The 15055-nt window shown below is 32.6% G+C and carries 20 protein-coding genes; 19 read left to right on the forward strand and 1 reads right to left on the reverse strand.

What is annotated here, in order from left to right:
- Positions 1-34 precede the first annotated feature (34 nt).
- The 13 genes from Q5Y73_RS06210 (at position 35) to Q5Y73_RS06270 (ending at position 8453) form a co-directional block, all read left to right on the forward strand.
- Positions 35-784, forward strand: coding sequence for a hypothetical protein (locus Q5Y73_RS06210; protein WP_305990996.1), 750 nt, complete (start codon positions 35-37; stop codon positions 782-784).
- A 137-nt stretch (positions 785-921) separates the two neighbouring features.
- Positions 922-1089: a hypothetical protein gene (locus tag Q5Y73_RS06215; protein WP_305990997.1), complete on the forward strand. Its 168-nt coding sequence runs from the start codon at positions 922-924 to the stop codon at positions 1087-1089.
- A 12-nt stretch (positions 1090-1101) separates the two neighbouring features.
- The gene (locus tag Q5Y73_RS06220) at positions 1102-1611 is read left to right on the forward strand and encodes a hypothetical protein (protein WP_305990998.1); all 510 of its coding nucleotides are present in this window, start codon (positions 1102-1104) and stop codon (positions 1609-1611) included.
- A 30-nt stretch (positions 1612-1641) separates the two neighbouring features.
- Positions 1642-2226 (forward strand): sigma-70 family RNA polymerase sigma factor, encoded by a 585-nt coding sequence (locus Q5Y73_RS06225; RefSeq protein WP_305990999.1) that lies wholly within the window; start codon positions 1642-1644, stop codon positions 2224-2226.
- Between the two features lie 46 nt (positions 2227-2272).
- The gene (locus Q5Y73_RS06230; protein WP_305991000.1) at positions 2273-2740 is read left to right on the forward strand and encodes a hypothetical protein; all 468 of its coding nucleotides are present in this window, start codon (positions 2273-2275) and stop codon (positions 2738-2740) included.
- 52 nt (positions 2741-2792) lie between these two features.
- On the forward strand, positions 2793-3554 hold the full coding sequence (locus Q5Y73_RS06235; protein WP_305991001.1) for a hypothetical protein: 762 nt from the start codon (positions 2793-2795) through the stop codon (positions 3552-3554).
- Positions 3551-4228 carry a hypothetical protein gene (locus tag Q5Y73_RS06240; protein ID WP_305991002.1) on the forward strand — a complete coding sequence of 226 codons (678 nt, stop codon included), beginning with the start codon at positions 3551-3553 and terminating at the stop codon, positions 4226-4228. Before Q5Y73_RS06235 ends, Q5Y73_RS06240 begins: the two co-directional genes overlap by 4 nt.
- 14 nt (positions 4229-4242) lie before the next feature.
- Positions 4243-4956: a hypothetical protein gene (locus Q5Y73_RS06245; protein ID WP_305991003.1), complete on the forward strand. Its 714-nt coding sequence runs from the start codon at positions 4243-4245 to the stop codon at positions 4954-4956.
- A 31-nt stretch (positions 4957-4987) separates the two neighbouring features.
- A complete protein-coding gene (locus tag Q5Y73_RS06250; protein ID WP_305991004.1) occupies positions 4988-5566 on the forward strand; it encodes a hypothetical protein in 579 nt (192 codons plus the stop codon).
- A 63-nt stretch (positions 5567-5629) separates the two neighbouring features.
- Positions 5630-6859, forward strand: a complete 1230-nt coding sequence (locus Q5Y73_RS06255; protein WP_305991005.1) for a radical SAM protein — start codon at positions 5630-5632, stop codon at positions 6857-6859.
- Positions 6860-6877: 18 nt separating this feature from the next.
- Entirely contained in the window at positions 6878-7783 is a 906-nt protein-coding gene (locus Q5Y73_RS06260) for a hypothetical protein (RefSeq protein ID WP_305991006.1), read from the forward strand.
- A 166-nt stretch (positions 7784-7949) separates the two neighbouring features.
- The gene (locus Q5Y73_RS06265) at positions 7950-8135 is read left to right on the forward strand and encodes a hypothetical protein (protein WP_305991007.1); all 186 of its coding nucleotides are present in this window, start codon (positions 7950-7952) and stop codon (positions 8133-8135) included.
- 90 nt (positions 8136-8225) lie between these two features.
- Complete coding sequence (locus tag Q5Y73_RS06270) at positions 8226-8453, forward strand: hypothetical protein (RefSeq protein WP_305991008.1); 228 nt, start codon at positions 8226-8228, stop codon at positions 8451-8453.
- Positions 8454-8628: 175 nt separating this feature from the next.
- Here Q5Y73_RS06270 and Q5Y73_RS06275 read toward each other — a convergent pair whose 3' ends face one another.
- The gene (locus Q5Y73_RS06275; protein ID WP_305991009.1) at positions 8629-9051 is read right to left on the reverse strand and encodes a hypothetical protein; all 423 of its coding nucleotides are present in this window, start codon (positions 9049-9051) and stop codon (positions 8629-8631) included.
- A gap of 390 nt (positions 9052-9441) precedes the next feature.
- Between Q5Y73_RS06275 and Q5Y73_RS06280 the strand changes: the two genes are divergently transcribed.
- The 6 genes from Q5Y73_RS06280 to Q5Y73_RS06305 all read left to right on the forward strand — a co-directional run bounded on the left by Q5Y73_RS06280 (position 9442) and on the right by Q5Y73_RS06305 (position 14998).
- Positions 9442-10146: a response regulator transcription factor gene (locus Q5Y73_RS06280; protein WP_305991010.1), complete on the forward strand. Its 705-nt coding sequence runs from the start codon at positions 9442-9444 to the stop codon at positions 10144-10146.
- Positions 10143-11183 carry a sensor histidine kinase gene (locus tag Q5Y73_RS06285; RefSeq protein ID WP_305991011.1) on the forward strand — a complete coding sequence of 347 codons (1041 nt, stop codon included), beginning with the start codon at positions 10143-10145 and terminating at the stop codon, positions 11181-11183. Before Q5Y73_RS06280 ends, Q5Y73_RS06285 begins: the two co-directional genes overlap by 4 nt.
- Before the next feature lie 192 nt (positions 11184-11375).
- On the forward strand, positions 11376-12155 hold the full coding sequence (locus Q5Y73_RS06290) for a CPBP family intramembrane glutamic endopeptidase (protein WP_305991012.1): 780 nt from the start codon (positions 11376-11378) through the stop codon (positions 12153-12155).
- A gap of 149 nt (positions 12156-12304) precedes the next feature.
- A complete protein-coding gene (locus tag Q5Y73_RS06295; protein WP_305991013.1) occupies positions 12305-12667 on the forward strand; it encodes a YybH family protein in 363 nt (120 codons plus the stop codon).
- A gap of 340 nt (positions 12668-13007) precedes the next feature.
- Entirely contained in the window at positions 13008-13694 is a 687-nt protein-coding gene (locus Q5Y73_RS06300; protein ID WP_305991014.1) for a DM13 domain-containing protein, read from the forward strand.
- Positions 13695-13711: 17 nt separating this feature from the next.
- Positions 13712-14998: a molybdopterin-dependent oxidoreductase gene (locus Q5Y73_RS06305; RefSeq protein ID WP_305991015.1), complete on the forward strand. Its 1287-nt coding sequence runs from the start codon at positions 13712-13714 to the stop codon at positions 14996-14998.
- Positions 14999-15055: the final 57 nt, after the last annotated feature.

Below are 15055 nucleotides of genomic sequence, written 5' to 3' on the forward strand. Positions count from 1 at the left end.
TCAAGAAGTATTTTAACAAAGGCGGGTGAGGTAGATGTTAAGTAAAAAAGAGCTTTTAACACAAAATAATTTAAATTCAGCTTACATTTCTAAAACAGATACAAACGATCAAAGTGTTAGCAGTAACATTTCAATACAAGGAGGAGTCCTCACACTTAAAGATACTGTCTTAACAGATAGTGCAAACGTAGATTATTTTAAAATTGACCCTCAAGGAAATAAAGTAGTTATATATGATGGTGTAAATGATCAAGAGTTAAAAGTGTATAGTTCTTCTGGAACTGAATTTACTCAAGTGAGAACGATTAATGGAGAAACGTTATCTTATGGTCTTATCGATGTAGGTGGGGTCGATCATTTAAAAATAAATACGAATAGTGGTAAAAATGTGGTTTTTGGAGGAAATGTAGGGATTGGAATTTCTGAGCCTTCAGCAGATCTTCATGTAGATGGAATCGCAAAACTTTCTACAGTTGAATTAGGGAACCAAGCAAGTAGCACTACACATGCTGTAAGAGCAGATAGAAATATATCTACAGGCAACGGTTTAAGTGGTGGTGGAAATCTTACATCAAATCGTACACTAAGTGTTGTGTATGGTGGGACGAATGGAAATTATGGAACATCAACATCAGTAGCGAGAAGCGATCATACACATGACTACTTACCATTATCAGGAGGTACAGTCACTGGTACCGTCACAGCAACTACAGTACAGGGAACATCAGCAAAATTAACAGGTTCTTTCGTTATTCCTGTAGGAGCCAATAAATATGCTACTTAGTAAGTAAATGATTTTTATAAAAAGCTCTTGACACTATTCAACATCGATATTATAATACAAATATAATATAAAAAAGAGGTTATAGTGTCACCCCTAAGAGGCGTTTATTAACATCAAAAATTAAAGGGTGAAGGATATTGTATTATGCTGTAGGTCATAAAAATGCAGAAGATGGTACAAGACATTTTGTGATTGGGAATATTGGAGAAAATAGGATAGAGGCCACTGAAATTGCCCAAGATTGGGCAAAAAAAGAAGACATAATTTTAGAAGGTGTTTATATTTGTAATCAAAATATAAATTAAGAGGTGATGAACGTGAACGTGATGAGCTTTGAACAATTAAATGATGCCATAGACAAGATATCCTATCTATTTATAGACACGCTAAAAGTTTGGATTGATAAAGAGAAGAAAAACCTAGACAGTTTTTTGAAATCTCCTGAGGATCATATCGATTACAATCCATATATGATCGTTGATTACGAATCTTTATCTGAAAGTAGTGAGCTGATGAAAGAAATGTCAGAGTCGCTAAACATTATAGCGGAATATAAAAAAGGGAATCCCAATTACATCCGTACTCAACATGATGTAGCATTTGAAAATATTCCTTATGGAATACTAGAAAGATTGAAAGAGTGGATTGAAAAGAAGATACAAGATATGGAAGGGTTTTATGATCAGCCCTCCTCTTTTACAATGAAAGAATACAATAGTTTTATATCCTTAGATGAAAATATATTAGGAGCAGATTTAGCTAGTTATAAAGATGTATATGAAGGTTTAGATTTAGTAATTCAATATAAAAAAGAACGTATCATATAAAAGAAAGATTTAATTGGGGAATTATACAAGATGAGTGATGACATAAATGATTTAGTAGAGAAAATAGTTAAATATAATGATAGTTACGCAATGATTCAATTAGAAGAAAAAGCAAAACCACTATTAAAACGTTTTTCAATACGTTTTTCTAATTACCATCAAAAGTTTGAATACGATGATTTTTATTCTATTGCAAAAATCGCTTTATATAAAGCTTGCTTAAAATATGAAACAAAACAAAACAACTCATTTTTAAATTTTGCGAAATTATTTATTTTACGTGATTTGTGGAAAGAAGTATCCTATTGGAATTTTGAAAAAAGGAATATATTCACACATCATGAGGAGAATTTAGAGGAATTTAAAGAGAGTTTATATCAGCAAAATGATACGGAGGAAAAAATAATATTAAAAGAATATCAAGAACAAATTAAGGAAATTATAGCTGAGAATTTTAATAGTAGAAATCAGATGATTTTAAAATTATATTTATTTAAACAACTTACGATTACAGAAATATCAGTATTTTTAAATATCAAATACAAAAGTGTATATTCAGTAGTCATGCGGGGTCAAAAACTAATTATAAAATTTATGCGAAAACAATTTTTATAATATAATTAAAATTTAAATATTATGTAAAAAAAAAAGGTGATACTTCATGATAGAAAAAGAAACAATACAAGACTTGCGCATAACATTAGTTATGATAGACGCTGAGTTGAAAAAAGTAAAAAGTGATCAACATTTACTTCATTATTTAATTGCTAATGCAAATAAGATAGCAAAAAATCTATCTTCCAATATAAAGCAAGATGAAAACAAGAATAGAATGAATAAAAAATTTAAACTTTTTGTAGTGAATAGTACTGTGTTCATTCTAGCATATGAAATAGAGGAAGCTATACTTGTTTATAAAAAGTCAAACCATTCAAAAATGAACATAGAGTCCATTGAACAGATTAAAGATGATACAAAGATTTATATTCAGTCCTATCTTTATAACGATTCTATGTTGTGGTGGTTCGAGTTATTAGACGGTGCAATTCTAATAGAAGAAACAACAGCGGGTAAATTTTTTCATAATTTTTATCACTCATCAACTCAAATCATAGAGTGTGATATTTAAATAAAATAATATAATATAATTATAAAATAAAATAATAGGAGAGTGAATAGGAATGGGTTTTTATATACCTGGTTTTCCTACAGAAGTGAGTGAAACAATCGAGTTCCCTGATATTGCTGAGATGTTGCTGCATCCAATGTTTAGAGTAGCTACACCAGAAACATTAAGGAAATATGGAACTGAATTTCAAAAAGAGCTATTGGATAAAACACCATTAAAAAACAATACAAAACACGTGACAATTTGGTCAGTAGTGAATGTAATTGATAATGGGCAAAGAGTAATGACAAATTATGATCCAAAAAGGTCGAATTCAGAATGGCATATTGATGGGTGTGAAATTGATGATGCCTTTGATCATATTTATCCAATTGAGACATGCCATCTCCTATTATCTTATACAACAGCATTAACTCAATTTAATAAAAACAAAATCAATTTTACAGGTGAAGTGGAGAAATACAATATATCAGAATTTCATCAATATTTAAATAGAATCAACTTAAATGAACTCATAACACCACAATCCATAGAACCCAATAAAATATATACGTTTTCAAATCATCTTCATAGGGCGGTACCACCTAATCGAATTGAATTTAGATACACATGGAGAGTAAGGGAAACAAACAAAGAGTATATACCTAAACACGAAATGTCTCAGATGATAATTGAAAACACCGCATTTGATATTCATAAACAAGACTGGTTCAGTAACCTTATTAAGGAGCATCATAACCACAAAATTAGCATCTATTTTCCAGCAGGTGTATGGAATTATTTCAATAAAAATATGGATGTTGATGATCTGTGAAAATAAATCATACCATAAAAGGTTTCCCAAATCAGATTGGAACTTACATTGAGTTTCCTGATGTAGCTGACTTGTTACTTATGCCTATGTTTGCTTCTGCAAGTGTTGATTATGTTTATAAGCACGGTACAGAATTTCAAAAATATTTAATAGATAAGACACCTCTAACCAATAAAAAAAAAGATGTCATTGTTAATGCACATATTCAGTTTTTAACTCCATCTGTAAAAGCTAGCATTCAGAGAATTGGTGGTTATGGAAATGGCGAGTGGCATATTGATAGCTCTGTAGATCCTTTTGAAGAAAGAGATATTTGTCATTTAATCACCACAAAAGCAACTGCTTTGACAGAATTTAATGCGAATCCAATTGAAGTAGAGTTGGAAGCAAATATGAGTATTATGGATTATCGATACTTTATTAATGAGAATGAAGATCCTTTGGGAATCATACCAAAAAAAATGGAGCCAAACAAATTTACAACTTTTACCAACCATGTTCATAGAGCCACCACGCCTCAAAAAAATGAGTTTAGGTATTTTTTTAGACTATTAGAAACGGATAGTTTTGAATCTAGTAATGATCAAATCTATCATCACTCCACAGTGTTTACAGATGAAGGATATAAGAAAAATATAGAAGTAAATGAAGGTAGTATTATGATTCATTTATAGAAAGGGATTTTTCTATGGCTATTGTAGGCAGTATATGGATAGAAAAAGAATACTTATACTTTATTGGGAATGATTCTAACGAATATCGATATTTAGGAGAACAAGTAAGTGTTCCAGTTAATGCACAACCAGGAAGTATGTGGGTAGAAGGCCCTGATTTATATTACATTGATGAGTATGGTGTGGAGAGAAAGTTAATCACCTACACTAGCACGAATATAGCTAGCGCATTAAAAGGTAGCTTGTGGATTGAAAATAATTATATTTATTGGATTGATGAGTTAAGCAATAAAACCTATAACCATGGAGATATTACCACTCCACACAGTGATATAGACCATAGCGATGATGCGCATGGAGATGATTCACACGGAGATTCCCATACAGATGATGCTCATGGAGATAAACATACAGATGATGCTCATGGAGATTCCCATAGAGATGATGCCCGTGGAAATACACATGCGGATACTCATTCTGATTGGAGTCATGGAGATTCAGGAAGTAATCCACATTATGACTATGATCCAGGAAGAGCCCACGCTGATAAATATTACGATGATGCATTTGGAGATATCCATTCAGATGATGCATTTGGAGATATCCATTCAGATGATGCATTTGGGGATTCTCATTCTGATGACTCCCACGGAGATGATGCCCATGGAGATACATCCCATGCAGATGCCCAAGAAAGCCATTATGATAATCCAGAAAGAGTGATTTGATGTTGACCTTTTTTGAAAGGAGGTGAAAACAATGGCAGAATATACTGATCAATTTATTCCACATACGGATACTCCTCATGGGGATAAAGCACACACAGATATACATTATGATGACAGTGCTTCTGATACGCATTATGATGATGCTCATGGAGATGATGCATTTGGGGATACGCATTATGATAATGCTGCTGTCAGCACCTATTACGATGATGCTGCTGGAAATATACATTACGATGATGCGCATGGAGATGATGCGCATGGAGACGATGCTCATGGTGATACAGCCCCTTCATCAGTGCATACAGATTATATTGACGAAAATGCAACTCATGTAGATTATTTAACTGATACGTTGCATAGTGATGATGCGCATGGAGATGATGCGCATGGAGACGATGCCCATGGCGATTCTTATGCTGATGATGCCCACGGAGATTCATATACTGATGCTCCATATCAAGATTCTCATTTAGATGACGCCCATGGGGATGACGCGCATGGAGACTCTTATCAAGATGATGCTCATGGTGATTCTCATACAGATGAAGCCCACGTAGATGAGGTACATGTAGATACTCCAGAATCGCATGCTGACTCACCAACTGGCTAAAAAACTTTGGGAAAAGGGAAGAGGAGGGAATTCGTTACAAAATAGGGTAGCGAATATAAAAATATGACAGTTGAATTAAGACCATTAAATGTAGCTTGTAACTTGAGTTGTACTTATTGTTATCAAGAGCCTCAAAGGCAAATAACGAACAATCAAAGTAAAGGCTATGATATTGATAAAATGCTGCAGGAAGTTGACAAAGTAGGTCATAATTTTAACGTCTTTGGTGGAGAAGCACTGCTTGTTCCAAAAAAAGACTTGGAAAGGTTATGGGAATTTGGGTTAAAGAAATTTAATCAAAACGGCATTCAGACGAATGGGACGTTGATTGATGATGATCATATCGAACTATTTAAAAAATACAAAGTATATGTTGGAGTTTCTGTAGATGGACCTGATGAATTAAATAGTTTAAGAGAAGTTCGCGGAAAAGAGGGGAATGACCAAGCTACTTATGAAGCTACAAAAAAAACGATACAAAATATTGAAAGATTAAAAAAAGAAAACATCCCTGTAGGAGTGATTATTACTCTCCATCGTCTGAATGGGACAAAAGAGAAAATTCCTAAATTATTAGAATTTGTAAAATGGCTGCATTCTTTAGGGATCTCTGGTAACTTCCATGCTCTTGAAGTGGATAAAACGATGCCGGATCAAGAAAAACATGTTTTAACGCAAGAGGAAAATGCGGAGTTATTCATCACGCTGGCTAAGTTTGTAAAGGAACATAAAATGCGTTGGAAACCATTTAGTGATATGGAAGACATGTTGCTAGGAGACGATTCTCAGTCTAATTGTATATGGAATCGTTGCGATTCTATGAATACAAGTGCCGTATATGGAATCGAAGGGAATGGATCACTATCGAATTGTGGTAGAACTGCAAAAGAGGGAATAGATTGGTACAAAGCAAATGATCATAATTATTCCAGATATATTTCATTGTATAATACCCCTGATGAAATGGGTGGTTGCAAGGGTTGTCGATTTTGGTTGTTATGTGGTGGTAGTTGTGTAGGTGAAGCCATAGATGGAGATTTTAGAAATAAAACGATACATTGTCATACACAATATGAACTTCTGTCATATTATGAACAAGAATTGTTAAAAACAGGTGTAGAACCTATCACTACTTCTGAAAAGCGAACGCTTTTAGAAAAGATATCTATTAAACATTTATCTATGAATCATAATATTTCATTAAGACAAGCGATTAAAGAATTAGAAAAAAGTAAAAAACAAGTTGTTAATTTACCTGTGAAAAAAACAGAAACAACACGTGCAAACAAATAAATTGGGGGAATAAAGGATATGGAATTATTACAATTTGAACATGAGATCCCTCCTTTTGCAAGAATGTCATGGGTTTCTAAAGAAGTTAAGGATCAATGGGAAGCAAGAATGCAAAAGGCATGTAAAGTTTATAGTCGTTTAGAACTAGAAACTGTAAAACATGGGATCAGAGATTGTACAACAAGACATATATCAGGAAATAATCTAGAATATGAAATGGAACAGCTAGCTAAAGATGGGCTTGTCTTTCTGCCTATTAGAAAAGTAGGGACATATTCTGGATTTGCCCACAAACATCCACCGGTTCTTCAAGGCAAACCTTGGGCCTATTATGGGGTTGTATCTAAAGAACCTGAGAAGGCTTGGTTATTTAGCCATTCTAGTAATAATAATTCTAAAGTAGATCATGAAACGATAGGACAATTACTTGGTTATCCTAAGTGCTGTAGAGACTTTTTCGATAGTGTTTGGTTAGATGGATATATTGATCCAGTTTGGCAGCAAGCATTGAATTCCAAGGAAGAGAACATTAAGAACAAGAAGGAACAGTTTATAAGAGTGAAAGATACAGTGAATCATGAGAATAATGTAATGCTAAGGTATATAGGAGTTAGAATCGTCCCTAATATTCCATGCTCACTAGATTGTTCACACTCACTAGAAAACGCTAGGAAATGGATTGAACTAGGAAAGGAATTAAATCTTGAAGGTGTAGACGATTTAATTTACTTACTTAAACTTCCTGTTGAATGGGATTGTCAAAAGGGGATCGCTTATATTTCGACGCCTTTATTTAAGATCGAGACTAATTCAATGACTTGTTACCCAAAACATGTAGTACAAAAAGAAGGAACAGAATTCCCAAAAGGGACACCTTTAGGTAATAAATTTCCATGGACTGAGGCTTGGAAAATGATAAAATAGCCATTTGAAGCAGAAAAAAATATGGTTTAGGAATGTTATGTGATTCTAGTCTAGTTAATTCTACAAAAACTAACAAAATGCCTGATTTACTTACATTAAGCTATTGTAATTATTATCTAATAGATGTTATAATTTTCTTATAAAATAAGTAAGGGGTGCTTTTTAAATGGGATTAACTTGTACAAATAAGGAAGAAATGATTAATATGTTGGATTATGCACTTTGGTTTGAAAACATGAACTACAATAAATATGCAGATTTAATAGGATTTATTGACCTTTTAGATAAAAATGGACAAGTCAATATTAATGACAAGTATTCATTTAAATTAATAGTCTCTGAGAAAAAATAATACTTAATTATAATATAAGTTTGTTATATCAATATACAAAGTTATTCATCAGATAGTGATAATCAAAACGTATTCAAGGAGAGTTGTAATATGAGTTTAAAAGAGAAAGAGATAATAGAAAGCTCAATAGAAAGCTCAATAGAAAGCAATGTAGCATTTGAGGGATTAGAGTTATTTACTTCAATTATAAATAGTACAAAAATTGAACTGATTGAGCTCGTGAAGGAAGGAAAAGTTTCTGAAACTACAGCGAATCGCATTTTTTCAGAATATGAATATAATTTTTTTCAAAAGATGGTTAAAGTTACTGTTAAATAAATAGAATAATTATATTTGCTCTTATTAGTGATGTAGACGGATATATCCAGAATCACTTATAAGAGCAAATTTAAAATATGAAGAAAAATCAACTAAAGTTTGAGTGTTTGATTCATTTTATAACATAGAAATATTGTGTACATAATTTTGATGTATAGTAAATATAGTTTAGTCATTAATTATTTTTTTTGGTGGAAGGTAATGTCATAAAATGTTCAATCTTTTGATTTAATACTCTAACCGTTCCTTCAAGTTCTGAATTTAATTTAACTAAAGAATCATTTTCTTTTTGTAATTTTTGAACTAAATTTTGAAGATAATTAATTTGTTCTTCTTTTGAATTATTTAATAAAAATTCATCTGTACTTTTATTGTATTCATATTTTGTAGGAAAACGTCTTGAACTTGGTTTTATAATGGATATGACTTTTTCTTTAGCGAGTTGTTTAATGGCTTTATGAGCAGTTGCTAAAGCGATTTCTGATCCCTCGGCAATTTCTAAAACAGTGGCTTCTATATACTTTTCACCAGTTCCTTTAATTTTGTTTACAAAAAACATCTCTACTTTATGCAAGTTTTTATCAGAAACTTGATACATCAATATTCCTCCCCATTAAATCTTTTCAAAATAATTATAACACATTTATAATTTAAGAGTAAAGGAAAGATGTTTCCCATTTACTAATTCTATGTTCCTATTTATTTATTATTAAAGTAATATTGATAAATAAAATAATATAAATATAATGTAAAAATACAATGATGTCATGTCATTTAGTAGTGAATTTGAGTGCTGAAATTGTTAAAATATTTCTTGAAAATATAAATAACCCAAGATTGATTTTAACATTATTGTTCAATTTTAACATGAAAAATTTATTCATTTGACTGAAAATATGTGCTTCGTTATGATGAATTCAAATGAAATTATTCTTCGTTATGATGAATTTTAATTAAAAATATGTTTTAGAATGGAGTAAGTTTTTATATGGAATATACGATTTTAGTTGCGGATGATGAAACAAATATCACGGATGTTTGTTCCAGATATTTAGAAAGAGAAGGATACCACGTAATTACTGTTAATGATGGAGAAGTTGCCTTAGAAATGTGGAAAAAAGAATCCCTTGATTTAATCATTCTTGATTTAATGATGCCAGGCAAAACGGGATGGCAAGTATGTGAAGAAATTAGAAACAAAGATGACATCCCCATTATTATGTTAACTGCAAGAGCAGAGGAAATGGATCGGGTAATGGGACTAACAATGGGGGCGGATGATTATTTGACAAAACCATTCAGTCCAAGGGAATTAGTGTTGAGAGTAAAAGGGATTTTACGCAGACAGCAGCGTGTTGTTGCTCAACCTTTCTCTGAACCTGATATCATTAAATTTTCAGGATTAGAAATTGATGTGAAAAAAAGAAGCGTAACGGTGAATGGGAAGCCAATAGAATTAACATATAAAGAGTTTGAAGTTTTATTGCTATTATCCAGTCATCCTAATCAAGTTTTCTCTAGGGATCAACTACTGAATAAAGTGTGGAATAGTGACTATGAAGGAGATATGAATACAGTAACGGTTCATGTTCGAAGACTGCGGGAGAAGATAGAACCTGATGCTTCAAAACCGAAGTATATAAAAACGGTTTGGGGAATTGGTTATAAAATAGAAGGAAGTAATGAGTCATGAAATTAAGAAGCTACCTATTTTTAGCAAATATAATCAGTGTGGGTTTTATCCTTTTTTCATTATTTTATGTATATGACCATATGAAATTAACCAAAGAAGATTTTTACCTTTTAAGCTCAGTCACAATAGGGGCTAGTCTTCTATCTTTTATCATTCATTTTATTGTCATGCATCCGGTACAAAAATCACTGCGGTTAATTAGGGAACAAGCAAAAAGAATTTCTGAAGGAGATTTTCAAGGAGAAGTACCGAATATCGGTCCCAAGGAATTTAAAGCATTAGCAGTCCAGTTTAATGAAATGAATGAAAAGCTAGATGAGAGCTTTCGTAAAATTACGCAAACGGAATCCTCGCGGAGAGAATTAGTTGCCAATGTTTCACATGATTTAAGAACTCCTCTAGCTTCTATTCAATCTTATGTTGAGGCACTCCAAGATGACGTGATACAAGATAAAAATAAAAAGAATGAATATTTAAATACAATACAAATGGAGACGAAACGACTTGGAAACTTAATTGAAGATCTATTTCATTTATCTAGATTAGATGCTGGAGCGGATCATTTTGAACCTGAGCCAAGTTATATTGATCCTATTATTATAGAGACACTGCAAGGTTTTGCGATTCAGATTGAAGAAAAAGGGTTAGATGTATCTGTCAACATACCAGATAACTCACCTAAATTATCAATGATGCCTAATAAAATTATTCGAGTATTGCAAAACTTAATTGGAAATGCGATAAGACATTCTCCGAAAGGAAGCACACTTGAACTCTCTATTAAAAATATCGATGGACAAAAAGTATTAGTTTCTGTAAAAGATGAGGGAGAGGGGTTACCAACAGAAGAAAAAGAGAGAATTTTTGAAAGATTTTATCGTACGGATAAATCAAGAAATAGATATAGTGGTGGTTCAGGTTTAGGCTTAGCCATTGCAAAAGGAATTATAGATTTGCATGGTGGAGAAATTGGAGTGGACAGTGAAGAAGGAAAGGGTAGTCGGTTTTGGTTTACTTTGCAACTAGAAGATCAGTAAAAAAGGCTATTTCAGAAAGCATCAAAATCGATGAAGAAATAGTTTTTTTATTTAAAAAAGAAATAATTCCATTACTTTTGTCACCTTCATAAGTGACTTAATCTATATTGTTCGCTTCTTTACGAATTCATATAATGGATGGTGAGTGGAGGAACAGCGTATCTATTTTAAAGTAGATCAGGCAGGAGGTTGGTGAAAGTAAATAAAAAGGTTATTTCTTTTATCGTGTTGGTTTTTGTTTTGATGGCATACCCTTATTATTCAATCATTACGAATGGAATTAAGAATAGCACTGGTTGGGTTATGCTTTTAGCCATGTGGTCACCAGGTATATCAGCAGTGATAATCAAACTATATTTTGATCGAAATATAAAAGGGTTTGGGTGGGAATTTAAGAACTTTAAACTATTTATATTGTCATACTTCATCCCCTTTTTCATAGGTTTACTCATTTATTCTATTGCTTGGATGACAGGATTAGGAGAATTACAACCCCTTTCATTATTAAACCTTATTTTGCTTCCAACGTTAGGTGTAATGATGAGTTCACTCTTTGTTATTGGAGAGGAAATTGGTTGGAGAGGTTTTTTACTACCCGAGATCTATCGGACTTTGTCTTATACTAAAACTTCTTTTGTGATAGCTGCTATTTGGTGCATATATCATTATCCTATTCTATTTTTAGGTGGTTATCACAATGGTACTTCAGTATGGCTTTCATTTTTGTTTTTTACATTAAGTATTATAGGGGTTTCATTCGTAGTCACATGGATTAGAATAAAATCTGACAGTATATGGCCTGCAGTGTTGATCCATTCAAGTCATAACTTATTCTTTCAACAATACTTCAATCCCATGACAGTAAGTAACTCGGAATATACCGAATGGTTTACAACTGAGTTTGGGGCAGGCGCTGCTGTTTTATATGGTATAGCAGGATATTATTTTTGGAGAAAAAGACATTTATTATGAGGAAGATAGAAGATAGATCAAAGATTTGTGTATAAGAAGAGAATAAGTGCAAGATTTAGCAGTATAGGGAGGGAAGACGTTATTGGAAAACATGTGTTCATCAATAGTATGATGAACAACTTTGTTAGTTTTTCGTAACGGAAATAATTATGAATTTTACAGAGACTTTGCAAGATCATTTACAAGCTGTATCAAATAAGGATTTGGAACGATTTTTACTTACAGTACACCCAGATATTACACTTGTGTTGCCAAATGGAAAGTATATTGATAATGATGAGGAATTTAAAAAATTCCATGAATCTTGGTTTGCAGATGATGATTGGCGAATCCAATTTGAAATTGTAAAAGTATTGGAAACAGAAGGAATGTGTTCTGCATTACTTCGTGTTATATATGATGATATTGATCCTAATAATCAGCCTTATCAGAAAAAATATTATCTTCAGTTATTATTTAAGAAAAAAGATGGGAAATGGTTGCTTGTTTTTGACCAGAATACCTTTATGTAATAAGTTGAATAAATCACCATTAGGTGGTTTTTTTTGCATTGGGAGGTATAACAACTCCCAAGATTTTCTTTTGAAGAAGGTCGACTAATGTTTCATGATGAACTTCCATGTGACGAACATCGGTATAAGGGAATTTTTGAAAATCTTTGACAATGAAATAAAAAGTGGGTAAGAGAACATATGGCGTACATCTGGTTTTAGCACAAGTTTAAATTATGAAGTACCCATTAAAAAAAGCAGTTATCAATGTAATACTTATTTAATATTTAGGTTATTTTTTATTAAGATGTCTTCGTTATACTTCATCTTGTAAACACAAACCGAAAGGATGAAGAAAAAAATGAAATTAACAGGACAAAAAAAAATAATATTAGGTGTGGTCATTGTAGCAGTATTAGGAGTAGGCTGGTGGTTAGCTTCACCATTGTTTATTGATAAACAAGTAAGTGAACCTCTTCCATTATCGAGTGGAGCAGCGTCAGATAAAATGAAGGATGGCATGGAAGACAAAGAAATGATGGAAGATGAAATGATGGAAGATGAAATGAAGGATGGCATGGAAGACAAAGAAATGATGGAAGATGAAATGATGGAAGATGAAATGAAGGATGGCATGGAAGATAAAGAAATGATGGAAGATGAAATGAAAGATGGCATGGAAGATAAAGAGATGATGGACGATGAAATGAAAGACGAAATGGTTGATCTTAGTTTCTCAGGAAGCTTCGTAGATGCTGACAGCACACACTCAGCTTCAGGTGATGTATTTACAGTAAATACGGATGATGGTGTATACTTACGTTTTGAAAATTTTGACGCAACTAACGGTCCTGATTTATATGTTTATTTAGCTAAATCCGGTGAAAAAACTTCAGAAGGAATTAGATTGGAAAAACTAAAAGGAAATGTTGGAGATCAAAACTACCTGCTTCCTGAAGGCGTTGATTTATCTGAATATGATAAAGTAGTTATTTGGTGTAAAGCATTTGATGTAGACTTTGGTTATGCTGAATTGTCTAAATCGTAATACTGGATGTGATGTAAATGAGAAGCAAGTGGAATTGGTTTAAAATACCGTATGGTAAAAAGTTAAGGAATCTTCACAAGTGGAATGCTTGGGTAATATTAATTTTAGCGATCACCGGAGGGATATTATTTATTCCCTCCATCAGAGGTGATTTAGGATGGATAAGATCGGTTTTAAAGGAATTTCATATTTATATCGGATTTGTATCGATTCTCCTATTAATCATGTACATTCCTTATCTATTCAAACATATAAAACAATTAAGAAAAAAAACAAACCAAAAAATAAATCTAGGGATTGTATTATTTCTAATTATTGGATGGAGTTTATCAGGAGTAGTATTATGGCAGTATAGGAACCTACCTCCATCGTGGACAAATACAGCTTTGTTCTGGCATGATTTATTAACATGGGTTGGCATACCTTATGTGATATATCACTCTATTACTAGATTAAGGTGGCTAAATAAGAAAAGAGTAGCTTCAAAGAAAGAAAGTCAGGATGTGCAATCTAATGATGAAGATTTGAATGAGACAGATGATGATCTTCAAAAGCGGATTGCAGCATGGATGGAAAAGTCTCCTGTTTCACGTCGCAATTTCATCCGAGTTTCTGTAGGAACTTTACTAGTATTAGGAATCGGTCCTTCCTTTTACAAGTGGATGAAAAAAACCTTTGATACAGGCGGATCAGATTTAACGGAGTTTACAGCAGGTGATGGTAATCGAATGCTGCCAGCACCAAAACCTCTTCCAGATTCTCAAAAAGTAATTGGGGGAGGGAGTCAGGGGAATTATAGAGTATATAGTGTAACAGAGATTCCTTCTTTTTCATCAGATGCTTGGAGTTTTACCATTACAGGTTTGGTAGGTCATAAAATGACTTGGAGTTGGGAGCAATTTCTGAAAATACCTAGAAAGGTTCAAGTTAGTGATTTTCATTGTATTACTGGATGGTCTGTTTATAGTAATACATGGGAAGGTATCCCACTATCTCATTTGTTGGATTTGGCAGGTGTAGATTCAAAAGCAAAATACGTCAAGTTATATTCGGGAGACGGTGTATACACAGACGCATTATCCTTAGATCAGGCACGATTAGATGATGTAATGGTAGCAGTTTTGTTAGACGGAAAACCAATACCACAAAAGTTAGGTGGTCCAGTAAGGTTAGTCGTTCCCAAAATGTATGCATATAAATCAGTGAAGTGGTTGCAAAGTATAGAATTGATAGAAGAAGAGCATTTAGGATATTGGGAAGTGCGTGGTTACGAAAACGATGCATGGGTGAAGGGTATAACTTGATCACAAATCAAGTTATATCCTTTTATTAATATTAAGAAAGATGATTTTCCTCTAAGT

Source organism: Chengkuizengella axinellae, from assembly GCF_030730905.1.
Lineage (GTDB): Bacteria > Bacillota > Bacilli > Paenibacillales > KCTC-33759 > Chengkuizengella > Chengkuizengella axinellae.